12 protein-coding genes and 1 pseudogene are annotated in these 23,584 nt (G+C 67.6%); 9 read left to right on the forward strand and 4 right to left on the reverse strand.

What is annotated here, in order from left to right:
* From gspE to QRO95_RS16395, 4 genes are all read left to right on the forward strand, one after another.
* Positions 1-1,401: type II secretion system ATPase GspE (gene gspE / locus QRO95_RS16380; protein WP_285303016.1), on the forward strand; the 1,401-nt coding region annotated here is incomplete at its 5' end.
* A 7-nt stretch (positions 1,402-1,408) separates the two neighbouring features.
* Entirely contained in the window at positions 1,409-2,608 is a 1,200-nt protein-coding gene (gspF, locus tag QRO95_RS16385; protein ID WP_285303017.1) for a type II secretion system inner membrane protein GspF, read from the forward strand.
* A gap of 217 nt (positions 2,609-2,825) precedes the next feature.
* Entirely contained in the window at positions 2,826-3,995 is a 1,170-nt protein-coding gene (locus tag QRO95_RS16390) for a substrate-binding domain-containing protein (protein ID WP_049400282.1), read from the forward strand.
* A gap of 187 nt (positions 3,996-4,182) precedes the next feature.
* Positions 4,183-16,557 (forward strand): filamentous haemagglutinin family protein, encoded by a 12,375-nt coding sequence (locus tag QRO95_RS16395; protein WP_285303018.1) that lies wholly within the window; start codon positions 4,183-4,185, stop codon positions 16,555-16,557.
* A 382-nt stretch (positions 16,558-16,939) separates the two neighbouring features.
* Here QRO95_RS16395 and QRO95_RS16400 read toward each other — a convergent pair whose 3' ends face one another.
* The 3 genes from QRO95_RS16400 to gspH are packed head-to-tail and all read right to left on the reverse strand — an operon-like array spanning position 16,940 to position 18,356.
* On the reverse strand, positions 16,940-17,554 hold the full coding sequence (locus tag QRO95_RS16400) for a prepilin-type N-terminal cleavage/methylation domain-containing protein (RefSeq protein ID WP_285303019.1): 615 nt from the start codon (positions 17,552-17,554) through the stop codon (positions 16,940-16,942).
* Positions 17,551-17,901: a type II secretion system minor pseudopilin GspI gene (gspI, locus tag QRO95_RS16405; protein WP_285303020.1), complete on the reverse strand. Its 351-nt coding sequence runs from the start codon at positions 17,899-17,901 to the stop codon at positions 17,551-17,553. Before gspI ends, QRO95_RS16400 begins: the two co-directional genes overlap by 4 nt.
* Before the next feature lie 8 nt (positions 17,902-17,909).
* A complete protein-coding gene (gene gspH / locus QRO95_RS16410; protein ID WP_180847662.1) occupies positions 17,910-18,356 on the reverse strand; it encodes a type II secretion system minor pseudopilin GspH in 447 nt (148 codons plus the stop codon).
* A gap of 104 nt (positions 18,357-18,460) precedes the next feature.
* Here gspH and QRO95_RS16415 point away from each other — a divergent pair, with 104 nt between their 5' ends.
* Positions 18,461-18,925: a general secretion pathway protein gene (locus QRO95_RS16415; protein WP_285303021.1), complete on the forward strand. Its 465-nt coding sequence runs from the start codon at positions 18,461-18,463 to the stop codon at positions 18,923-18,925.
* 91 nt (positions 18,926-19,016) lie between these two features.
* Here the strand turns inward: QRO95_RS16415 and QRO95_RS16420 are convergent, their stop codons facing one another.
* Positions 19,017-19,352 (reverse strand): hypothetical protein, encoded by a 336-nt coding sequence (locus QRO95_RS16420; protein ID WP_285303022.1) that lies wholly within the window; start codon positions 19,350-19,352, stop codon positions 19,017-19,019.
* Between the two features lie 201 nt (positions 19,353-19,553).
* Between QRO95_RS16420 and QRO95_RS16425 the strand changes: the two genes are divergently transcribed.
* The 4 genes and pseudogenes from QRO95_RS16425 to QRO95_RS25325 form a co-directional block, all read left to right on the forward strand.
* The gene (locus QRO95_RS16425) at positions 19,554-21,170 is read left to right on the forward strand and encodes a ShlB/FhaC/HecB family hemolysin secretion/activation protein (RefSeq protein ID WP_049399765.1); all 1,617 of its coding nucleotides are present in this window, start codon (positions 19,554-19,556) and stop codon (positions 21,168-21,170) included.
* A 38-nt stretch (positions 21,171-21,208) separates the two neighbouring features.
* Positions 21,209-22,993, forward strand: coding sequence for a DUF2341 domain-containing protein (locus QRO95_RS16430; protein ID WP_201116339.1), 1,785 nt, complete (start codon positions 21,209-21,211; stop codon positions 22,991-22,993).
* A gap of 10 nt (positions 22,994-23,003) precedes the next feature.
* Positions 23,004-23,417 carry a biopolymer transporter ExbD gene (locus tag QRO95_RS16435; protein WP_005409874.1) on the forward strand — a complete coding sequence of 138 codons (414 nt, stop codon included), beginning with the start codon at positions 23,004-23,006 and terminating at the stop codon, positions 23,415-23,417.
* Positions 23,418-23,456: 39 nt separating this feature from the next.
* A pseudogene (locus tag QRO95_RS25325) lies at positions 23,457-23,584 on the forward strand (ferric siderophore transporter TonB); the annotation flags it as partial.

Below are 23,584 nucleotides of genomic sequence, written 5' to 3' on the forward strand. Positions count from 1 at the left end.
GTGCGCAGCCACGGCGTGATGCTGTCCGAAGTTGGCGGCGAGTCGGTGCTGCTGGGCACCGCCGACACCGCGGCGTGGGCCGTGGCCGAACTGCGCCGACGGCATGGCCCGCTGCCGTTCCAGGCGCTGGATGCAGCGACCTGGCAGCAGCGGCTGGGTGAGCAGTACCGTGACGGCGGCGATGCCGCTGCCGTGGTCGGGGCTGCTGAAAGTGAAGTGGATCTGGACCGGCTGATGCAGGACATGCCGGAGGTCACCGATCTGCTGGATGCACAGGACGATGCGCCGGTGATCCGCATGATCAACGCGCTGCTGGCACAGGCCGCACGCGATGGCGCCAGCGATCTGCACATCGAGCCGTTCGAGACCCATTCGGTGGTGCGCTACCGGGTGGACGGCACCCTGCGCGACATGGTGCAGCCACGGCGCGCACTGCACGCGGCGCTGGTGTCGCGCATCAAGATCATGGCCCACCTGGACATCGCCGAGAAGCGGCTGCCGCAGGACGGGCGCATCGCGATCCGGGTGGGTGGGCGTCCGTTGGACATCCGCGTCTCCACGGTGCCGACCGGGCATGGCGAGCGCGCCGTGCTGCGACTGCTGGAGAAGGATGCCGGCCGTCTGCAGCTGCAGCGGCTGGGCATGGCCGATGACACCCTGGCCACGTTCACCGGATTGATCCGGCAGCCGCATGGCATCGTGCTGGTCACCGGGCCGACCGGCAGCGGCAAGACCACGTCGCTGTATGCGGCGCTGGGCCAGCTCGACAGCAGCACCACCAACATCCTCACCGTGGAGGACCCGGTGGAGTATGACTTCGCCGGCATCGGCCAGATTCAGGTCAACGCGCGTATCGGCATGAGCTTCGGCACGGCGCTGCGCGCGATTCTGCGCCAGGACCCGGACACCATCATGATCGGTGAGATCCGCGACCTGGAGACCGCGCAGATTGCGGTGCAGTCGTCGCTGACCGGCCATGGCGTACTGGCCTCCCTGCACACCAACGACGCGATCTCGGCGGTGACCCGCCTGGCCGACATGGGCGTGGAACCGTTCCTTCTGGCCTCGTCGCTGCGCGGCGTGCTGGCGCAGCGGCTGGTGCGGCGGCTGTGCACGCAGTGCCGGCGCGCCGAGGTGGACGGCGAGGGCCGTACCGTGTGGCGCGCGGTGGGCTGCGAGGCCTGTGCCAACAGCGGCTACCGGGGGCGTACCGGCATCCACGAGCTGTTCGTGGTGGACGATCGCGTGCGTGCGCTGATCCATGAAGGGCAGGGTGAACCTGCGCTGCGCGAGGCGGCGCGGCGTGCCGGCATGCGGACCTTGCGCCAGGACGGCCAGCGTTGGGTCGACAGCGGGGTGACCACGCTGGAAGAGATCCTGCGCGTCACCGGCGACGACTGAGGCCTGCATGGCACTGTTCGACTACCAGGCTGCCAACGCGCAGGGCCGCATCGAGAAGGGTCAGCTGGACGCCGACAGCCCGCGCGGCGCACGCCAGCTGCTGCGCGGTCGCGGGCTGACACCCGTGCAGGTCAGCGCGGCGCGCGGTGCGGGCAGTGGCTGGGGCGCCCGCCGGCTGTCTGCCAGCGAGCTGGCCTGGGCCACGCGCCAGCTGGCCAGCCTGCTGGCCGCGAGCCTGCCGTTGGAAGCCGCATTGACTGCGGTGATCGAACAGGCCGAGCGCCCGCATGTGGCCCAGGCACTCACCGCCGTACGCGCCGACGTGCGTGCCGGCCAGCGCCTGACCGTTGCGCTGGCCGCGCGGCCGCGCGATTTCCCGCCGATCTATCGGGCGCTGGTGGGCGCAGGTGAAGACTCCGGTGACCTGGCGCGGGTGATGGAGCGCCTTGCCGACTACATCGAAGAACGCAACGCGCTGCAGGCCAAAGTACTGACCGCCTTCATCTACCCAGCGGCGATCAGCCTGGTGTCGGTGGCGATCGTGATCTTCCTGCTCAGCTACGTGGTGCCGCAGGTGGTGACCGCGTTCGTGCAGGCGCGGCAGACGCTGCCGATGCTGACCCAGGTGATGTTGGCGGCCAGTGCATTCGTTCGCAGCTGGGGAGTGGGGGCGGGGCTCGGCATCGCTGCGTTGGTGGTGGCATGGCGGTTGGCTCTGCGCAAGCCCGAGCTGCGCCTGCGCTGGGACGCGATGCTGCTGCGGGTGCCGATGGTCGGGCGTTTCGTACTGGGTGTGAACAGTGCGCGCTTTGCCTCGACGCTGGCGATCCTGCTGGATGCCGGTGTGCCGCTGCTGCGTGCTTTGGAGGCGGCGCGGCAGACGCTTGGCAATGCGCTGCTGGCGCGCTGTGCCGATGATGTGTCTTCGCGCGTACGCGAAGGTGCTGCACTGGGTTCTGCGTTGAAGGTGCAGAAGGTGTATCCGCCGATCCTGGTGCACCTGGTGGCCAGCGGTGAGAAGACCGGCTCGCTGGCACCGCTGCTGGATCGTGCTGCACAGACGATCTCGCGCGAGATCGAACGTCGCGCGATGGCACTGACCGCGCTGCTGGAACCGACCATGATCCTGGTGATGGGCGGCGTGGTGCTCACGATCGTGCTGGCCGTGTTGATGCCGATCATGGAAATGAATCAATTGGTCCAGTGATGCGCAACGCGCATCACGGCACGCTTTCGATTCTCCACACAATCCTCCACACCTTTTTTCGATCTTCCACAGGTTTCTTAAGCGGCCTGTCATCGGCGCGGACCAGCATGGACACGTCGCCGCAGAGTGGGCTGGGAGGCCCTCGGCGGCAGCAGGCGTGTAGTGACCGTTCCTCCCTTGGTGTTTCCCTTCGCAGTAAACCCTTCAGGAGAAGATCATGAACAAGTACAAGACCCTGGCCGCGCTGGTTGCTACCGCGCTGCTCGCCACCGCCGGTGCCGCTTCGGCCCAGCAGTCCCTCATCAACGGTGGTGGCGCCTCGCTGCCGGCCGATCTGTACAAGGGCCAGGCCGACAGCATCCTGCCGGCCAACTTCAGCTACGCCGTGACCGGCTCGGGCACCGGCAAGAAGGCGTTCCTCGAGAACACCATCGGCCTGTTCATCACCAACGGCACCGGCAACGTCCATTTCGCTGGCAGCGACTCGGTCCTGAGCAGCACCGAGATCAGCAACTACAACAGCTCGGCGCTGGCCTCCACGCTCGGCCCGGTGCTGCAGCTGCCGTCGGTCGCCACCTCGGTCACCGTGCCGTACAACAAGGCCGGTGGTGATCTGAACCTTGACGTGGCCAAGATCTGCGGCGTGTTCTCGGGCAAGATCAACGACTGGTCGCAGCTGGACAGCGCCCGCAGCGGCGCCATCAAGGTCATCTACCGCGGCGAAAGCAGCGGCACCAGCGAGCTGCTGACCCGCTTCCTGACCGCCGCCTGCGCCACCGAAGACCTGAGCGCCACCCGTCTGGTCGGCGGCAAGTTCCAGGTCAAGTCGACCTTCGCTGATCTGTTCACCCGCGATGCGCAGAACAACCTGCCGGCCTTCCTGGAAGCGGCCCCGGCCACCGGCGGCACCTCGCTGTACAACCGTGTCTACCAGGTTGCCGGCGCCATCGGCTATGTCGGCCCGGACGTGATCCCGAACCTGCAGGATGCGACCAAGATTGCCAAGGTGAAGGGCTTCTCGCCGGATGAAGTGAGCGTTGCCGCTACCCTGAACACCGTCGCCCCGCCGACCGGTGCCGACATTGCCAACCCGGCCAAGTGGGTGCCGGTGTTCACCAACCCGACCGCCGGCTACCCGATCGCCGGTTACACCAACCTGGTGTTCGCACAGTGCTACCGCACCCTGCCGCAGCGCCAGGCTGTCCGCAACTTCCTGGAAAAGCACTACAACCTGGGCGTGGATGGCAACAACGATGCTGCCGTGCGTGCGCACGGTTTCATCCCGCTGACCCAGACCTGGCGTGAAGCCGTTGCCAACAACCTGATCTCGGCCACCCCGGCCACCGGTCTGGGCAACGCCAGCACCTGCGCCGGCATCGGCCGTTGATCCACCGTACCTGCTGAACAGGGCGCCGACCGCGAGGTCGGCGCCTTTTTTTTGTGGTCGCGCCGAATGTGAAGAAGCTGTCGTTTTTCCGGCGCGGACAACGTCTATCTGATAGTGCCCGGCGATGCCTGCGGGCAGTCGAATCTCTCCTATGCCGCAGACCGTCCGTCGGTCGCTCGAGGTCCTGATGTCGCACCTGCACTCGCCTGTTCCGCACACTGCGCCGCACCGCCATCCGATGGCCTGGGCCATCGCGCTTGCGCTGGGCGCCACGCCCATGCTGCCTGCTCAGGCGCAGCAGGCATTCTCGCCAGGCTGGTTTGCCGACCGCGGTGCAGCGCAGGGCGCAGCCGCGCAGAGCGGGCGCATGCCCAACGGTGTGCCGATCCAGTTCCAGTTGCCTGTCCAGCAACAGGATGCAGCGCGACAGAAACTGCAGCAGTCGATCGACAATCTGGGCACCGCCGCGCAGGCCATTGCGCTGCAGCAGCGCTTGCAGGAGCAGGCGCGCACGCAGCAGCGCGCCGCCGGGTTCGTGATTGCTGACGGCCTCGGCAAGGACGGCCTGAAGGTTGATGAGAATCCGCTGACCCGTGGCTGGGTGAATGCGCGCGAAGCGATCCAGTCGCAGGGCAGCAACGGCAAGGTGCAGGTCAGCATCGAGCAGACCGCCGACCGCGCGATCCTGAACTGGGAAACCTTCAACATCGGCGGCAACACCACGCTCGATTTCAAACAGAATGCGGACTGGGCGGTGCTGAACCGGGTCAATGATCCGAGCGCGCGTCCGAGCCAGATCCTCGGCCAGCTGAAGGCCAACGGCACCGTGTTCGTGGTCAATCGCAACGGCGTGGTGTTCGGTAACAACAGCCAGGTCAACGTGGGCAATCTGGTCGCGGCAGCGACACGGATCAGCGATGGCCAGTTCCGTGACAACGGCCTGTACAGTGCCGACAACAACACCGCTGCGCTCACCGATGCCTTCGGCAAGGTCCTGGTTGAGCAGGGCGCACGCATCACCACGCAGGCGCCTGCCTCGGCCACCCGCGGCGGTGGCTATGTGCTGCTGGCCGGCCACACCGTGGAGAATGCCGGCCAGATTGAAACGCGCAAGGGCCAGACGCAGCTGGCTGCGGGCGACTCGTTCGTGATTCGCCGCGGCGTGGGTACCGCGCAGAACACCGCCTCGACCACGGCCGGCAACGAGATCGCGCCGCGCATCGCGGCCGGCAGCAGTGCCGGCAGCGTGCGTAACAGTGGCCTGATCCAGGCGCGCGAGGGCGACATCACTCTGGCCGGGCGCAGGGTGGAACAGGCCGGCGTAGCCGTGGCCACTACCACGCTGGACCAGCGCGGCACGGTGCACCTGCTCAACGCCATCAGCGACCGTGCCGGTACGGTCACCCTGGCCAGCGGCGCGACCACGGCGGTGCTGATCGAAGACGATGGCAAGAACACGGCCCTGGACAGCCGCCGTGATGCGTTGGTCAAGGCTTCGGCCGAGCAGGACCTGCTGCGCGGCGCCAGCAGCACTGGCACATTCGACAATCTCTCGCGCATGCAGGACCGGCGTGACCAGTCACGCGTGGAGATTGTGTCCGGCGGCGACGTGAATTTCCAGGACGGTTCGCTGACCGTGGCCACCGGCGGTCAGGTGGTAGCGGAAGGCGCACGCCGGACTTACGCCGGCAATGCCGCGCGCATTGATGTGTCCGGTGCGGTGGGCGTGCGGGTTGCGATGGAGAGCAACAACGTCCAGGTGAAGGTGCAGGGCAACGAACTGCGTGATTCGCCCGACAACCGCGACAGCGGCAAGCTGATCAGCAGCGAGGTCTGGATCGATCGCCGCCAGCTGCAGCACGTGGCCGCAGGCACCGGTGGCAACACCGCCGAGCGCTGGTATGCCGGTGGTGGCCTGCTGGAAGTCGGGGGGTATCTCGACAACCAGGGCCATTCGATCGGCGAATGGGCCGCGCAGGGCGGTACCGTGCAATTGTCCGGCAGCGAAGTGGTCACCCATGCCGGCTCGAGGATCAACCTGGCTGGCGGCAGCCTGGATGTGCAGAGCGGTGCCATCAAGCAGAGCTGGTTGCGTGGCACCGACGGTCAGCTGTACCGGCTGGATGATGCGCCGGCCGAAATGCGGTACGACGGCTTGTATCGGGGCTTTGAAGTAAAGCAGGAGCGCTGGGGAGCCACCGATGTGTTCCGCAATCCGCTGATCGGTGCTGAACAGCGGGTGGAGAACGGCTATACCGTGGGCCGCGACGCGGGCCGTCTGCTGGTGTCCGCGCCCAGTGCGGTACTGCAGGGTCAGGTGGCGACCGATACTTTCCAGGGTGCGCAGCAATCGAAGACACCCGATGCTGCGCGCGACGGCTACGCGCAGGCGCAGACCGCCGTAGCGCGCAATGCCCAGCTGTGGCTTGGGCGCTACGACGGCAACGGCAGAAACGCGGTGTTCGACACACAGGTGCGGATCGTCGATGGCGGGCTGCCTGCCGCCGAGGTGTCCCTGCAGGCGCCGCTGCAACAGGAGCAGCGCAATACGCTGTGGCTGGATGCCAACCAGCTCAGCGCGCAGCAGTGGGGACGCATCGATCTGGCCAGCGGTGGCAGCATCGCGGTGGAGGGTGCGCTGCGCCTGCAGGACGGTGGCCAGCTGGTGCTCACGGCCGCCGATGTACTGCTGAGGGGTGACATTCAGATCGCGGGTGGACAGGTGCAGGCGGGCAATGAACTGACCCGCGTGGGCGCTCCCGCCGCCTGGCTGCTGCAGGGCGGCCGTTCGCACGTGGCCCTGGCGGAGGGCACGCGCATCGATCTCAGTGGCCGCTGGGTGAATGCGTTGCTGGAACCGGCGTCCAGCCCGGGCATGGCGTGGACTGACGGCGGCAAGCTGCGGCTGCAGAACAGCCATGATGTTGTGGTGCCGGGCAGCGACGTGCGCGTCGATGGCGGCGGTCGGGTTGATGCAAAGGGCAAGGTCACGATCGGCAAGGGCGGCGACGTCAGCCTGCAGGCAGCGAGCGTGGCCGACAGCAGTGGACGGGTCGGTCGCCTGCAGCTGTCCGGCGATGCACGCTTGAGCGCGCTCGGCGGCGGCAGCGGTACGCTGTCGTTGGGCGATGGTGGACGTATCGTGATCGGCGGGCAGCCGGCCGACGGCGCACTCACCCTGCAGGAGACCCTGTTCAACAAGGGCTTTGCCAGCTATGACATCAATGGCCAGCAAGGTGTGGAGGTGGCGGACGGAGCCATCGTCGCCGTGCGCATGCCGGGCCTGCGCCTGGCCGAAGCAGCGATGCAGGCACGCGACCGGCACGACGCATTGCAGGTCTGGTCGGCACCCCTGTACAGCGCGGATCCGATCACCGGCAGGTTCAGTCAGCGCAACGGTGCGAGCCTGACGCTGCGTTCACAGCAGGGCGAGGCCGGTGGTGGTCTGCGCATCGGTCGCGGCGCCCTGGTCAGCGTGGATGCCGGTCAATCGATCACCCTGCGCGGCGCGGGCAGCATCACGGTTGATGGCAGCCTGAAAGCGGCGGGTGGCCGCATCCGCCTGGATGACATTCGCGAACCGACCAGCCTGTTCGATTCGCAGCGCAACGAGCACACCTACCGCATCGGTGCACAGGGTGTACTCGACGTCAGCGGTGACGCCTTCACTGCGCGTGATGCCAGTGGCCGCCTGCGCGGGCAGGTGCGCAAGGGGGGCAGCATCGAGATTGGAGGCGCGCTCGACTGGGACGGCCAGGACAACGTGCCTGACCGGCCGGTGGATGCATTCGTGGTGGTTGAACGCGGTGCGAAACTGCTGGCCAACGGCAGTTCGGCGCAGCTGGACATCGATGGCGCCGGCCGCCAGGATGTGGCCAGCGATGGCGGCACCATCGTGGTGCGCTCGGCCAATGCGCTGTACTTGCAGGGCGCTCTGCAGGCCGCTGCAGGCGGCGCCGGCGCGCAGGGCGGAACCCTGGGTATCGCCTTCGGAGGCAGCATCCATGCGGGCGGTGCCAGCGAAGATGTGTTGGCGCCGCGCGCCATCGTGCTCAGCCAGGACGATCGCGAGCAGGCCGTGCCGGCGAAGCTGCAGTACGGGCACGCACGCCTGTCGGCGGCGCAGGTCGGTGCCGGTGGTTTCGACAATCTTTCGCTGTTCGGCAACGTGCGTGCCGAAGGTGATGTGGAACTGCGCCTCGGCCAGAGCCTGCGCTTCCAAGGTCTGCAACAGGATGGGCTGGGCATGCTGCAGGGCGGCAGCGCTGGCGGCCTGCTTGCGCTGAGCGCGCCCTACGTGCGCTTGGCGCAGAGCAGCTGGTTGAGGCTGCCTGGCGATACCCTGGTCGGTACCGCTGCCGTGGCGGTGGATACCGGTCGCCAGCATCGCTTCAGTGTGGATGCGGACCTGATCGACCTGCGCAATACCACCTGGCTGGCGGGGTTCGATGACGTGCAACTGCGCAGTCGCGGCGATCTGCGCTTCCTGGGCAGTGGCGCAGCGCTCGGCAGTACCGGCGCGCAGCTGATCGCGCCGCGCAGCCTGGACGTAACCGCAGCGCAGCTGTACCCGGTGGCCGATGCGGGCGGCGTGCTGGCGGCCGGTGTGTCGCAGCCGGGCAGTGCGATCAGCCGCTGGGATGATGCCGAAGGCATCGTGCGCATCCATGGTCTTGGCGGGGCGGTTCCAGTCCTGCCGTTGTCGGTGTCCGGCGGCCTGTCAGTGGTGGCAGCGACCATCGAGCAGGGCGGCATCCTCCGGGCGCCGTTGGGCGCCATCACCCTGGGTGGTACCGATGCCGACGGGCGCCGGGCCGGCTCGGTGACGCTGCTGCCCGGAAGCGTGACCTCCACCAGCGGCGCGGGGCTCAGTGTGCCGTTCGGTGGCACCGTCGATGGCGTGGACTGGCGCAGGGACGGCAGCGCCCATGCCATACCGCCGGTAGGCGGTGTCGCGCCCGGCGCGGACCCCAAGGGCATCGCCATCATCAGCAGCCGTACCGAGGTGGCCGAAGGGGCGCTGCTGGATCTCTCCGGCGGCGGCGAGTTGACCGGTGCTGCCTTTGTCAGCGGGCGCGGTGGCTCGGTCGACATCCTGCGCCATGCATTGGCCGATGCCAATCCGCGTTATGGCTTCAGCGAATCGGCCAGTCCGGTATATGCGATCCTGCCCGGCTACACCGGCAGTGCAGCGCCGCTGGGATTGAGTGACGGCTCGCTGGACCCTGGCATTGGCCAGCAGATCACGATTCCCGCAGGCGTGCCTGGATTGCCGGCTGGCACCTACACGTTGTTGCCGGCCAGCTTCGCGCTGCAGCAGGGCGCGTTCCGGGTGGAGCTGGGGCGCACCGGCGCGGTCGGTATCGGTGCACCGCTGGCCACCGGCACCGGCTCCTGGATGGTCGGCGGACACACGGGGTCGACGCTGGGTGGCCTGCGTTCGCCCTTGCTGACCGCGTTGCTGCTGACCCCGGCCGATACCGTTCGCCGGCATTCCAGCTACAACGAGACCAGCTACAACGCATTCGTGACCACGTCGGCACAACGGCTGGGCACGCCGCGCGGCTGGCAGACCGTCGATGCCGGCACGCTGCGCCTCGGGCTTGGCAATGGCGCCGGCAGGGACGGCACGCCCGCTGTGAGTTTCCAGGGCCAGACCCGGTTTGCGCCGGCGGCGGGCAGCGCCGGCATTGGCGGTTCGGTGGAAGTGAACCTGGTCAACCGGCTGGGTGAACTGGAAGTGGTGGCGGCCGGTCGCACGCCCAGTTCTACTGGCAATGGTGCCACCATCGAGGCGGACGTGCTCAACGCGTTGCAGCCCTCGCGCCTGGTGCTCAACGCACAGGTCCGCGCGACCAGCAACCAGCGCCTGCAGGTGGCCGGTGTCGGCCAGAACCTGGTGTTGCGGGACGGCGCGGTCCTGCGTGCGCCTGAGGTGATTCTGGGGGCGGTGGCCGGAGGCAAGGGCGTGCGCGTGGAGGCAGGCGCAGGCGTCGACACGCTCGGTCGCGGCGCCGCTCCGTTGCCCGACAACGCCGGTTTCTACTACCAGGCCGAAGGCGGAGTGATGGTGGTGTCCAACGGGCGCACCGATCTGCTGGCCGCGCCCTTGCGCGAGGGAGCCGATCCGTCGCTGGTCAGCTTCGACATCGGCACCTGCGACCCGGGCCGTCAGTGTGCGGGCCAGGCACGATTGGTGTCGGAGGGAAGCATCAACGTCGCCACCAATGGCGGCCTGCAGCTGCGCGACACGGCCAGCTACGGCACCCGCCAGCTCGGCGTCAGCGTGGCGGCGATCAATCTGGGCAGCGACGATGCCATCGCGCAGGCCGCCGCGGCCGCCGCTTTGCCGCCGGGCATGCTGATGAACCAGCAGGTGCTGACCACCTTGCTGCGCGGCAATACCGCCACCGGCGCACCGGCACTGGAGACGCTGAAGCTCTCGGCGGCCGAGTCAATCAATGTATTCGGCAGTGTCGATCTTGATACGCGCGACAGCGCGACCGGCAAGTCGAGCCTGCGCACCCTGGTGCTGGGCGCACCGGCCATCCATGGCTATGGCAACAGCAGCGACCGTGCGCGCATCTTCGCCGGCAACCTCACCTGGGCCGGTGCACTTGCGGCAAGTGGGTTTGCGGATTCGAATGCCGCGCAGCCCGGCGGGGCGGCGATGGTCGACCGCCTTGGCAGTGGCCAGCTGGACATCATTGCCGATACGTTGCGGCTCGGCCCGGCGCCACAGTCGTGGCCCGCCTCGGAGGTCGTGGCCGGACGCCAGGTCCTCGGCTTCGCCGGGGTGAACCTGCGTGCCGCACAGCAGGTGGTCTTCGCCGGCAATGGTGCGTTGAATGTGCATCAGTTCCAGGGCGCCTACGACCCAGCCAAGGGCTGGACCTACAGTGGCGGCAACCTCGATATCCAGGCACCGCTGGTCACTGCCGAAGCAGGCGCGAAGCTGGCGGTGACTGCTGGTGGCACGCTGCGCGTGCACGGCGCAGGCGCCTCGACGGCGGCCGATGCTCTGGGCGCAGAATTGACGCTGGACGCCGACGATATTCTCCTCGACACCCGTATCGCGCTGGCCTCGGGCCGCCTGGCGGCCACGGCGGCCCGCTCGGTGCAGCTTGGCAGCAGCGCCAACCTCGATCTGGCCGGGCGCAAGGTCAGCCTGTTCGATGTGGATACCTACAGTGTCGGCGGTGACGTCACGCTGACAGCAACGGAAGGTGACGTGCGCAGCGACGCAGCATCGCGCGTCGATCTGTCGGCGCAGAACAACCGCGCGGGTCGTCTCACCGTGACCGCGCTGGGTACTGCCGGCGGGCATGTCGACCTGGCAGGACGGCTGTTTGGCCTGGCCAGCGGCACGCTGGACGCAGGTGGCAGCCTGGTGCCGTATGAGAACGGTGAGCTGGTGGTGCGCGCACGTGAACTGACAGACTTCAGTGGCCTCAACCAGCGCCTTACCCGCGACGGTGTCACTGGAGCGCGCAGCTTCCAGATCAAGCAGGGAGACCTGCTGATCGGCGACGAAGTGAAAGCGCGCAAGGTGGATATCAGCGTCGACGGTGGTGCGCTGCGGGTGCTCGGGCGCATCGACGCCAGCGGCGACCAGGTTGGCAGCATCCGCCTGGCCGCGCGCGATGGCCTGCAGTTGGACGGAAGCCTGGACGCACACGGCACGGCACTGCGTGTGGACAGCTATGGCAAGATCATCGACAGCCCGAACCGTGCCATCGTCGAGCTGGAAAGCCGCGATGGGCGCGTGCAGCTGGGTTCGGCGGCGCGGATCGATCTTCGCAGCGGCACCGGCGTTGCCGTCGGTACCGGAGCAGGGCAGAACGATGGACGCGCCCGCGGCACGTTCGTGCTGAACGTGCCGCGAGTGGGCAGCGACGATGCCGGCGTCGATACCGGCAGTGGCGTGCAGGTACTCGGCGCGCGCGATATCTTCGTGACCGGCGTGCGCCGCTATGACGACGCACCCCTGGCTGACACGGCGGATGTGAACGGCCGACGCGGCCAGCTGGTTACCCGGTCGTGGCTGGATACGGTGGTTGACCCAGCCAACACTGCATGGATGAATGCCGCGCTGGGCAATGCCGGGCTGTCGGCACGGCTGGCCACACTGGGGACCGTGCGCCTGCGTCCCGGCGTGGATGTCGTCGGCGCGATTTCGTCCAGCAACCCGCATGGTGATCTGACCGTCAGCGGCGATATCGATCTTTCCGGCTATCGCTACGGCCCGCAGGCCAATCGACAGGACCCCGCGCGACGCGGCTTCGGTGAGGCGGGCGCGTTGCGCCTGCGCGCAGCCGGCGACCTGTTCATCCATGGCAGCATCAACGACGGCTTTGCGCCGCCACCTGCCAGCCCGGATGATCGCGGTTGGCAGCTGGTGCCCGGACAGAGTTTCGGTGCCGGCATTACACCGTTCGGCAGTGACATCCTGGTGCCCAATGACAACGTCGTACTGGAGGCCGGTACGCGCTTCCCGGCGGGTGCCGTGCTGAATTACGCGATTGCGGTGCGCGATGCGGTGCTGCCTGCCGGCACCACGTTGCCGGTGGAGATGACGCTGGGGCAGGCACTTACGTTGCCGGCAGGCTACGTGCTGCCGGCCGCGGTTACGCTGGCCGATGGTCAGGTGCGTGCCGCAGGCAGCGTGCTGGCGCAGGCGCTGCAACTGCCCGCCGGCTCGCGCCTGGGCGCGGGCTTCCAGCTGCGCAGCGAGGCCAGCGTAAGGGCCACGACCTGGCCGGCCGGCGCGCGATTGCCGACGGAGCTGCGACTGGCGGCGCGCACACCGCTGGCACGAGGTTCGCTGATTCCGGCAATGACCACGCTGGAGCTGGCCGGCGGTCAACCGATCGACCTGCGCCCGGTGGGCAGCGATGGTCGACAGGGACGCAACTGGGCGTTGGCGCAGATGTTGCCCGAGGGCACCACCTCGTGGGATCTCACCGCCGTTGCGGGCGCCGATACCGAGGCAGCCGACCCGCGTGCGCGGCGCAATGGAAGCGGCGATCTGGTGCTGGCCGACACCCACTACGGCGTTGTGCGTGCGGCGACCATGGTCTCCACGTTCGTGCGCGAACAGCGGGTGACCGCCCTGGGTGCGCAGCGCGAAGGTGTGGATGCAAGCTGGGTCGGCAAACCGGTGAAGGCGCTGGCCGAGCACCTGGGCAAGCCCGAGTCTGCGATCTGCGCGACTGGCAGCAGCTGCGAGGCGGCACCTTACTTGTTCACGGCGCAAGGTGCCGATGAAATGGGCGATCCGTCGCTGGTCGGCATGCCCGTGAAGGAAACTGCCGAGATGTTCGGGATGACCGAAGAGGAGCTGTGCGGTTCGGTCAGTTCGGGCATCTGCGTGATGCCCGGCGAGATGCGTGACGTGGCGACCATGGGTCAACCGAAACATGGCACGCCGCTGTGGAGCGTGCTGCGCACCGGCAGTGGCGACCTGCAGTTGATGGCCGGCCGCGATCTGTCGATGCGCTCGGTGTACGGCGTCTATACCGCGGGAACGCCGACCGCGCTGGGTAATGGCCTCGATGCCCGTTTCCAGTCCGAGCGCGCGCCGCCGTCCGGACGCGAGGCATTGCTCGGGCTGCAGCAGTCCAGCGGTGACTATGACGCGGCACTTGCCGCCTATCGCGCGTGGTATCCGGATCACGGCGGCAACCTGAGCATCGCGGCCGGCCGCGACGTGACCGGGGCAACATGGGGTGCGCTGTCGTCGTCCGGCTCGGTGGCGGGTGACCTGGCCAACCACGCCAGCGGCGCGGTTGCCAACTGGCTGTGGCGCCAGGGCACAGGTGCGGTTGCGGGCGTCGAGCAGCAGCCTGTCGCCTGGTGGATCAACTTCGGCACTTACGCCAATGTGTCCACGTTCTCCAACCCCAGTCCACGCATGGTCGGCTTCACCGGCTTTGGTACGTTGGGTGGCGGCAATCTGGAGATTGATGCGGGCAGGCATGCCGGTGTGACCGATGCCAAGGGTGACGCGCTGAAGAACACAAGCAGCACCCGTTTCTCCACCGCGATCAACGCAGCCGTGGGCTCGACCGGACGTGTTGATGATGGGCGGCTGGTGCTGACAGGTGGTGGCGATCTGAGCCTGCGCGCCAGCGGTGCACTCAACCCGAACCTGATGGCCACTACGATCAATCACGTCAGCAACGAGCAGGACCTGGAACTCAATGGCACATTCACGAACCTGCGCGGCAGCCTGAGTCTTGAGGCCTCCCGCATTGGCGGCAGTGCCGTCGGCATCTCCCAGTACACTGATCCCAGCAGTGGCCTGCGCCCCAGCGATCCGTTCCGCGCTTTCGGTGGCAAGGCGATGGGTGGTCCGGTGCTGGTGCTGGGCGACGCCGTGGCAAACCTGCACGCCCGGGGCGACGTCATCCTGGGCGGCGTCGCCGATGCCGGCCGTGTGGTGCAATTCAATGCGCCGCAGGTGGCGCTGGCGGGAGGCGGTCTTGCGGCGGGTACTACCGGCTTCTCGCTGTGGACCGCGGCCACGGCAGTAAATCTGGTTTCGTTCGGCGGCGACGCCACCCCGCTGACAGCGCATGCCAGCACCCCGGGGCAGAATCTGCGATCGGAATCCACCGGCGACAATTTCGCCTACTGGATCTATCCCTCCAGGCTGCAGGTGCAGGCCACCAGCGGCGACATCAAGTTGGGCGAAGGCGGTGAGAACAACATACTGCTTACCGCTCCTTCCCCTACGGGCAGCATGCAGTTGCTGGCTGGCAACTCGATCATCGCCGGCGATCGGTCACCGTACATCAGCAGCTCTGGTGCGGACACTCGCCTGCCATCCCCGTTCGATCCGGTGTTCACCGCACGGGACGCGAAGGGCACCGAATTGCTCGGCAACATTTCGCCCGATGGCATCAATGCTCGGGTACCCACATGGGGCGATGCCATACCCCTGTTCGCCTTTGGGCCGAACCGTCCCATGGCGGCGGTGTCACGCACCGCCGGGGGCACGCCGAACCGCTTCTACGCAGGCTCGGGCGACATCATCGGTCTGCGCACGGGCGAACAATGGATGCTGAACGCCGCCGGTGGCAGCCGCCGCACCGTTCGCGAGTGGATTGATGTGGCTGCGCCGGTGCAGCTGCGTGCAGGCCAGGACATCCTGTCCAGCACCGTCCTTGCGTTGAACAACAGTGCCAGCGATGTCACGGTGCTGCAGGCCGGGCGGGACATCGTGCATGCCAACGTCACCGTATACGGCAGCGGCAATGTCGATGTCAGCGCAGGCCGTCAGCTGCGCCAGGAAGACCGCGGCAGCATCGCCAGCCGCGGCGGCCTGGTGCAGGGCGACACGCGCCCGGGTGCCAGCATCGCGATGACCGCCGGCAACCAGCAGGTCGACTTCGGCGCCGTGCGTGCACGCTACCTGGATGCGACCCGGCTGGCCGATCCCGCGCAGACACTGGCGTCGCAGCCGGGCAAGGTGGTCAAGGTCTATGACAAGGAACTGAAGCAGTGGCTGCTGGAGCGTTTCAACATCAGCGCTGACGGCGCGCAGGCACTGGCCCTGTTCGACACACTGCCACAGGAGCAGCAGCGCATCTTCCTGCGCCAGGTCTACTACGCCGAACTGCGCGAGGGCGGCCGCGAGTACACCGATGCGGATGGCCCGCGCGTAGGCTCCTACCTGCGGGGCCGCGAGGCCATCGCCACCTTGATGCCGGACAAGGATGCAGCGGGCAAGACGATCCAGCGCACCGGCGATATCGTGATGTATGGCGGCGCCGGCGTACGCACCGAGGCCGGTGGCAACATCGAGCTGATGGCGCCGGGCGGGCAGATCGTGGTGGGCGTGGTTGGCGAGGCGCCGCCGGCAAGCGCGGGCCTGGTGACCCAGGGGCAGGGCGACATCCGGCTGTTCAGCCAGGACAGCGTGCTGTTGGGTCTGTCGCGGGTGATGACCACCTTTGGCGGTGACATCCTGGCCTGGTCCGAACAGGGCGACATCAATGCGGGCCGTGGCTCGCGCACCACGCTGGTGTATACCCCGCCACGCCGCCTGTACGACCGTTGGGGCAACGTCAGTCTGTCACCGCTCGCACCGGTCAGCGGTGCCGGCTTCGCTACGCTGGACCCGATTCCCGAAGTGCCGCCGGGCGACGTCGACCTGATCGCGCCGCTGGGCACCATCGATGCGGGCGAAGCGGGCATCCGTGTTTCGGGCAACATCAACCTTGCCGCGCTGCAGGTGCTCAACGCGGCCAACATCCAGGTGCAGGGTGAGAGCAAGGGTCTGCCGGTGCTGGCCACGGTGAACGTCAATGCGCTGGCTTCGGCCAGTGCGGCAGCGAACAGCGCCAGCCAGGCGGCACAGGACGTGATGCGCAAGAGCCAGGACGACGCGCGGCGCAACCAGCCATCGGTGATCAGCGTGCAGATTCTGGGCTTCGGCAGTGGCACCAGCAGCATTGCGCCGCCGGCGCGCGGCACGACCGCCAACAGCGGCTACGACGCCAACAGCGCGTTCCAGTTCCCGCAGGCAAGCCGCGACGAGGGCACGCAGCGCCGGTAGGCATCGCGCGATCCCGGTAGGTGCCGACCTTGGTCGGCACGAATTGCCCGGTGCACCGCATCGGGCTGCAGCATCGGGCCAGCCGCCAGGGAGCGGTGGCGGCCCCAGCCAGGACGGCACGGAGGGCAGGGAGAGGCCATCAGCGGTGAGGACCACCGACACAGCGCCGCCGGGTGCAGGAGAGCACCCGGCGGCAGGAGGGACGCGCGCATGTGTCACGGTAGATGCCGACCTTGGTCGGCAGTAGATCCACGCCATGCGTGGATGGCTTGGCCAGCTTCAGTGCCGACCAAGGTCGGCACCCACCAGAGCAGGCCGCGCAGCAGGAACAGGCTCGGCAGTAGATCCACGCCATGCGTGGATGCGGTGCCACGAACCAATCCTAAAGCTCCAGCACCCGCCGGTAACTCAACGGCCCACGCCCATCGCGCAGGCCCAACCGCAGTTCAAGTCCGGTGGCCGGCAATACCTCGCCCTCGCTCGGCAACACGGCCCATCCCGTTCCAGGCTGCCACGCCCGCACCTCGAACCGCTGCACATCGCGCGCCACCGCAATGCCCTTCGACGGATCCGGTGCGGGCAGGGGATACCGGTCTGTAGCCGCACCACTGGCCCGCCACAGCGTGCTGCCCTGCCGCCACCAGCGCACCCGCTGCCAGTGCAGCCCATCACTGCCGACACTGCGGGTGATTTCCAGCGCGAAGCTGCCATCCGGGTGCCGCTCGCTCACCAGCGACGGGGGCAGCAATCGCTGCGGACGATCTGCCGGGCGCACCGCGCCATTCATCAGCGCATCGTCGGCACGCATTTCAATATCGCGCTGGAACTGCTGCAGCACGCGCAGCGCCGTCGTGGTCTCGGCATCGGCCTGGCGCAGGCGCTGGTCGCTGTTGGCCACGCTGTCCAGCGCACGCCAGCAGATCAGCGCCAGCACGCCCATGATGGTGATCGCGATCATCACCTCGAACAGGGTGAAGCCGCGTGCGGCGCGCCTCATTGCGCCGCCGTCCACGGCAGCTGCATCCGCGCCAGCGACTGTCGCGGTGCATCTTCGGCCACCACGGTCAATTCCAGTTGCGGCTGCCCGTCGCTGCCAGTGCCCAGATGCTGCAGGACCAGGAAGCTGCCGCGTCCCTGCACACAGCGCTGCCGCGCATCCTGCGGTGGCTGCCCGGCGAGGCGCAGCTCCTGCCAGCGGTCCTGCGCGCACAACAGCGCCAGGCGACGGTCGCGCAGCCGTGACTGATCGTCGGTCGCCACTGCCACCGAGCGCATCACCGCAGCCAGCGCAATCGAAACGATCGCCAGTGCGATCAGCACTTCGATCAGGGTGAATCCGCGCATATTCCGCTTCACTGCACGACCTGCAACTGTCCGCTGCCATCATCACGAAGACGCAGTGCGCGGCCGTCCAGCGACAGTCCAAGCTCCCAGGCGGTACCGATCCACTCCGGGCTCAGCTCGATGGCGGTGGTGGGCTGCACCGCGATGCCTGCAGCCTGCCACTTCTGTGGACGCAGCAGATCATCGCGTTCAACGGTGACCCAGCGGCTGCCTTCGAGGCGGCTGAAACGATAGCCGGCTGCGTCGGCCTGCCAACGCAGGGGGCGGCCATCGATGCGGGCCTCGTCGCGCGCCACCTGCAGGCGCTGCGCCAGTCGTTCGCCTTCCTGCCGCAGCTGGCGCGCGGGGTCTAGCAGACTGCCCAGGCCCAGGCCGATGCCTGCCGTGCAGATGCCGATGATCACCAGCACCACCATCAGTTCCAGCAGGGTGAAACCACGCGGGATGCGTCGCATCGACATTGCCTCCTGTCCCTTGCCGATGCGTGCCAGCGTAGGCCCGCATGATGAAACAAAAGCGTCAGCCGCACCTGCTAGCGTAGGCGGACACGAACGTGGCGATGATGTGGAACATGGACGGCAGGCGCTGGGATCGGAATCGGATGTTGACCCTGCTGGCGGCGACGCTGCTGCTGGCCGTGGTGGCCTATTGGAGCGTCACCCTGTCTGCGGTGGCGCCAGCGGCGGCCGCGAGCGAAGCGCATGCCGAGGCGCCGGTACGGCCGATGTTCGATGCGGTGGCCAGCCTGCCACTGGTGCGGCTGCTGTCTCCCGGCGCGGTGCAGACCGAGGTGGTCGTGCTGGGCGTGATGGCGGGTGACCATGCGCCATTGGCCCTGCTCTCGGTAGATGGACGCCCAGCGGAAGCGTATGCGCCCGGCCAACGACTCGGACCCTGCACGGTACTGGCCAGCATCAGCGCCAGCGCTGTGGAACTGAACCAGGCCGGGCAAACGCGCAGCCTGCCGGTGCCCGCGCTGCCAGCGGTGCCGACCGATGGCATCGTGCCCGCCAGCTCCTTGTAGAGCCGAGCCCACGCTCGGCTGCTTTTCGCGTGCCGTCCGCAACGCAGGTAGGCGCAGCCGAGCGCGGGCCCGGCTCCACAGCTGCGCAGGCTCAACGCGCCGGACGCTGCGGTTCCACCGAACGACCAAAGGCATCGCCCATGCGCTGTCGTGTGCCTTCCAGGTTGTACTGCATCAGCTGGTTGCCCGGCTGCCGCATCAGGCGTTCGGCTTCAGGCAGCGCCGGTGACTTCGCCGATTTCGGCGCCGGGGCCAGTTTGCGTTGCAGGCACTCCCAGGCGGGAATGCGCTCGCCGTTGACCTGTACTTCGATGCAGGGTGCGGCATCGTCCTGTTTCTTCGCCTCTCCGGCCCAGGCCAATGGCAACGCCAGCAACAAGGCAAGGGCGAGGGCAGGGCGAAAGCCCGCCTCCAACGACTCACTCATCTTGAATCTCCTGCGAAAACCGACGCTCAGCAATGAAGACGTATGGCGAAGACAGTGTCCGCCTGCAACTGTTCCGGCGCTGTCAAAAGATGACAGTGCTGTCACAAAACTATTGGCGGTTTTGACGCGACGTACACGTCCTGTTGGTAGACCCACGCGCCGCTCCCTGGCCACTCCCTTCGATACGACGCGATGCCTTCGATGACTCCTGTTCCGTGCCGAGCCGTCCGCCTTCCGCTGCGCCTGCATCCGCTGGTGCTGGCTCTGGCCGCGATGCCGCTGCCATTGTTCGCGCAGGACGCGGCGCCTGCGCCCAGCGTAAACATCAATGAATACATCGTGCGCGGCAACACCGTGCTCGATCCGCGCCAGATCGAACGTGCGGTGGAGCCGTTCCTCGGCCCGGGCAAGACCCTGGCCGATGTCGAGAAGGCGCGCGATGCCGTCAATGCGCTGTACCAGCAGGCAGGCTACCAGTCGGTCTACGTCGAGCTGCCCGAGCAGCAGGTCAGTGGCGGCGTCGTGCTGCTGAAGGTGCAGCAGACGCCGATCGGGCAGCTGCGGGTCGTAGGCACGAAGCACGAATCACCCGAACGCATCCGCGAACGCGTGCCGGCACTTGCCGAGGGCAAGGTGCCGGACTTCGACCAGGCGCAGAAGGAACTGACCGCGCTGAATGAAGGCGGACGTCGCCAGGTGATGCCGCTGGTGCGCGAGGGCCAGGTGCCGGGCACGATGGATGTGGACCTGCAGGTCGAGGAGAAGTCGCCGTGGCGTGCCAGCGCGGCGCTCAACAACGACCACAGCGCCGACACCGAGAAGCTGCGCCTGAGTGCATCGCTGGCCTACGACAACCTGTGGAAGCGCGGGCACAGCGCCAACATCGGCGTGTACCTGGCGCCGGAAGATACCAAGCAGGCCAAGGTGTTCTCGGCCTCGTACATGATGCCGTTCGAGGGCACGCCGTGGAGCCTGGAAGCGTCCGGCTACAAGTCCGACAGCCGCGTGCTGAACGCGGGTGGGCAGGTGGGTACCGGCACCGGAACCAATGTAATCGGCAACGGCCATTCGATCGGTCTCAAGCTCAACTATCGACTGGCCGGCAGCAGCCAGTGGTGGCGCCAGCTCAGCCTCGGCGTGGACTTCAAGGACACCGAGGAAGACACGCAGATGGGCAAGGAGAGCCTGAAGACGCCGCTGAAGTACGCGCCGATCACCCTGGCGTTTGTCGGTGTGCGCCAGGGCGAGCAGGATCAGTTGAGCATCAATACCCAGCTGGTGGCCGGTACCCGCCGCCTGTTCGGCTATGGCAGCGATGCCATCGGATTCGGGCAGAAGCGCTACTGGGCGGACCCCAGTTTCATCGCGTTCAAGGCCGATGTGGCCAACACCCACACCTTCGGCAGCGATTGGCAGTGGTACGCGCGCGGCTCGCTGCAGGTGACCGACGCACCGCTGGTGTCGGCCGAGCAGTTCGCCGCCGGTGGCATGTACACCGTGCGCGGCTATCTGTCGGCCGAGGCGATCGGCGACTACGGCGGCCTGGCCAGCCTGGAATGGCGTACCCCGGCGTGGTCGCTGTGGAGCGGCACGGATCTGCGCGTCTACAGCTTTGCCGACGCCGCCTACCTGCGCCTGCGCCAGCCGCTGCCCGAGCAGCGTGACAAGTACAACCTGGCCTCGGTCGGCCTGGGCGCGCAGCTGCGCCTGGGTGAGCACCTGCAGCTGCGCCTGGACTACGCCTGGCCTTATGCCGATGGCCCGGTCACGCGCAAGGACGACCCGCGCCTGCATTTCAACATCAGCACCAGTTACTGACCCTTCCCTTGAACATGCGTTCTCCGGAGACCCTTCGCATGGACCGTTTGCTTTCCCGAGTGTTGTTGCTGCTGGCCGCGCTGGTTGCGCTGCCTGCTGCTGCGGCCGATGCCAATTGGTGGCAGGCCGAATGGAAGTACCGCAAGCCGATCACCGTCGACGCCGGTCCGCAGGGCGCGGGCCTGGCCGGTGACCCGGGCCGCACGCCGCTGCTGCTGCGCCTGCATACCGGCAACTTCGGTTTCGACGGTACCCAGGACGCGGGCAACGACCTGCGCTTCGTGTCGGGCGATGGCCGCACCGTGCTGGCCCATCAGATCGAACAGTTCGATCCCAAGCTGGGCCTGGCCCTGGTCTGGGTGGACGTGCCGGCAGTCAGCGCCGCGGCGCCGCAGACGATCTGGATGTACTACGGCAACGAGAAGGCCCCCGCCAGCGGCAACGGCCAGCAGGTGTTCGACCCGGACTACACGCTGGTCTACCACTTCGCCGAAGCCAATGCGCCTGCACGCGACACCACCGCCTACGGCAACAATGCCGGTGCTGTGGTGCCGCCGTCCGAAGGTTCGGTGATCGGCCGTGGCGTGCAGTTGGGCGCAGGCCCGCTGCCGTTGCCGGCCAGCGCCTCGCTGGCACAGGAAGCGGGGGCGCCGTTGACCCTCTCGGCCTGGATCAAGCCGGGAAGCAACAATGCGGCGCAGGCAATCTATGCCCGTCGCGATGGCGCCTCCGAGCTGGTGGTCGGTATCGAGAACCGGGTGCCGTTCGTGCAACTCAATGGCCAGCGCAGTACGCCGGCACAGCCGATTCCGGAAGGGCAGTGGGCGCACGTGGCACTGACCGCGGAGAAGGGTGCGCTGCAGCTGTACCTCAACGGCCGTGTAGTGGCCCAGCTGAGCGGCGAGCTGCCGGCGCTGGGTACCGCGCCGGTGGTGGGCGCCGATGCCCCGGGTGCTGCACAGCCTTTGGCCAACTTCGAAGGCGCTCTGGATGAGCTGCGCATCTCGCGGGTTGCACGTCCGGCGGCGCTGCTGCTGGCCGATGCCACCGCTCAGGGCGCCGACTCGCGCCTGATCAGCTACGGCGCCGACGAGCAATCCGCCGGGCAGAGCCACTTCGGCTTCATTCTCAAGGCGATGCCGTTCGATGCCTGGGTGGTGGTCGCCATCCTCGGCCTGATGATGCTGATGTCATGGGCGATCATGATTGCCAAGAGCCGCCACTTCGGCCGCACCAGCAAGGCCAACGCGGTATTCACCGAGAGCTTCGGCAAGTTGTCCGGTGTGCCGCTGCGCACTCTGTCCGAGATGGACCGCCAGGGCAAGGCGCCGACTGCGATGCACGATGGCTCGTTGTGGCGCATCTACCAGGTGGCCATCGATGAAATGCAGCAGCGCCACCAGCGCGACGGCAACAGTGGCTACCTGAGTGGCGCCACCATCGCCGCGATCCGTGCCTCGATGGATGCGGTGATGGTGCGCGAGCAGGAGGCGATGGCGCGGCGCATGAACTGGCTGTCGACCACCATCGAAGGTGCGCCCTACGTGGGCCTGTTCGGCACCGTGATCGGCATCATGCTGGTGTTCGTGGTGGCGGCGATGGCCGGCGCAGTGGACATCAACTCGGTGGCGCCCGGCATGGCCGCGGCGCTGCTGTGTACCGCTGCCGGCCTCGGCGTCGCCATCCCGGCACTGTTCGGCTACAACTACCTGGGTGCGCGTGCCGAAGCGATCGGCGCGGACATGGCGGTGTTCATCGACGAGTTCGCCGCGCGCCTGGCCGAAGAGCAGGACGGGCGCGGCCCGGCCGCGGTCCAGGGCTGAGGGGCGCGCCATGGGCCAGAAGGCGAAGTTCGGCATCAAGAAGCGCGAGAAGGGCATCAACGTGACGCCCTTCGTCGACGTGCTGCTGGTGGTGCTGGTGATCTTCATCCTGACCAGCAACGCCTCCATCCCCGGCATCGAGGTCAATCTGCCGAAGGCCAGCAACAGCGTGGCCCTGGAAAAGCCGAAGACCAAGGCGATCACCATCGACCCCAGTGGCCAGGTGTTCCTGGATGCCTACCCGGTGACGATGGCCGAGCTGGAAGACCGGCTGCGTACCGAACGCGCGACCACGCCGGATTTCCCGGTGATCGTGCGCGGTGATGCGCAGGTGCAGTACGCCCGCGTGGTCGAGGTGCTGGACCTGCTGCGGCGCCTGGAGCTGGCCCAGGTCGGCCTGGTCACCGGCAAGGCGCAGGGTTGAGGCATGACGGCCCATCAACCCCCTCGACCGGAGCCCGGCATGCGCGGTCGCCAGTTGCTGGTGACCGTGGCACTGGTGCTGGCCGCGTTGCTGGTGCTCGGCATCGCGGTGTGGTGGCTGTTGTTCAAGGACACCGCCAGCACCCGTCGGCCGGTGGTGCAGCCGCC

The sequence above is a fragment of the Stenotrophomonas maltophilia group sp. Smal13 genome (assembly GCF_030236855.1).
Taxonomy (GTDB): domain Bacteria; phylum Pseudomonadota; class Gammaproteobacteria; order Xanthomonadales; family Xanthomonadaceae; genus Stenotrophomonas; species Stenotrophomonas maltophilia_A.

Coding starts and splice junctions, on each gene's coding strand:
- gspF (WP_285303017.1), top strand. CDS start 1,409: ATGGCACTGTTCGACTACCAGGCTGCCAACGCGCAGGGCCGCATCGAG.
- QRO95_RS16390 (WP_049400282.1), top strand. CDS start 2,826: ATGAACAAGTACAAGACCCTGGCCGCGCTGGTTGCTACCGCGCTGCTC.
- QRO95_RS16395 (WP_285303018.1), top strand. CDS start 4,183: ATGTCGCACCTGCACTCGCCTGTTCCGCACACTGCGCCGCACCGCCAT.
- QRO95_RS16400 (WP_285303019.1), bottom strand. CDS start 17,554: ATGAGGCGCGCCGCACGCGGCTTCACCCTGTTCGAGGTGATGATCGCG.
- gspI (WP_285303020.1), bottom strand. CDS start 17,901: ATGCGCGGATTCACCCTGATCGAAGTGCTGATCGCACTGGCGATCGTT.
- gspH (WP_180847662.1), bottom strand. CDS start 18,356: ATGCGACGCATCCCGCGTGGTTTCACCCTGCTGGAACTGATGGTGGTG.
- QRO95_RS16415 (WP_285303021.1), top strand. CDS start 18,461: ATGATGTGGAACATGGACGGCAGGCGCTGGGATCGGAATCGGATGTTG.
- QRO95_RS16420 (WP_285303022.1), bottom strand. CDS start 19,352: ATGAGTGAGTCGTTGGAGGCGGGCTTTCGCCCTGCCCTCGCCCTTGCC.
- QRO95_RS16425 (WP_049399765.1), top strand. CDS start 19,554: ATGACTCCTGTTCCGTGCCGAGCCGTCCGCCTTCCGCTGCGCCTGCAT.
- QRO95_RS16430 (WP_201116339.1), top strand. CDS start 21,209: ATGGACCGTTTGCTTTCCCGAGTGTTGTTGCTGCTGGCCGCGCTGGTT.
- QRO95_RS16435 (WP_005409874.1), top strand. CDS start 23,004: ATGGGCCAGAAGGCGAAGTTCGGCATCAAGAAGCGCGAGAAGGGCATC.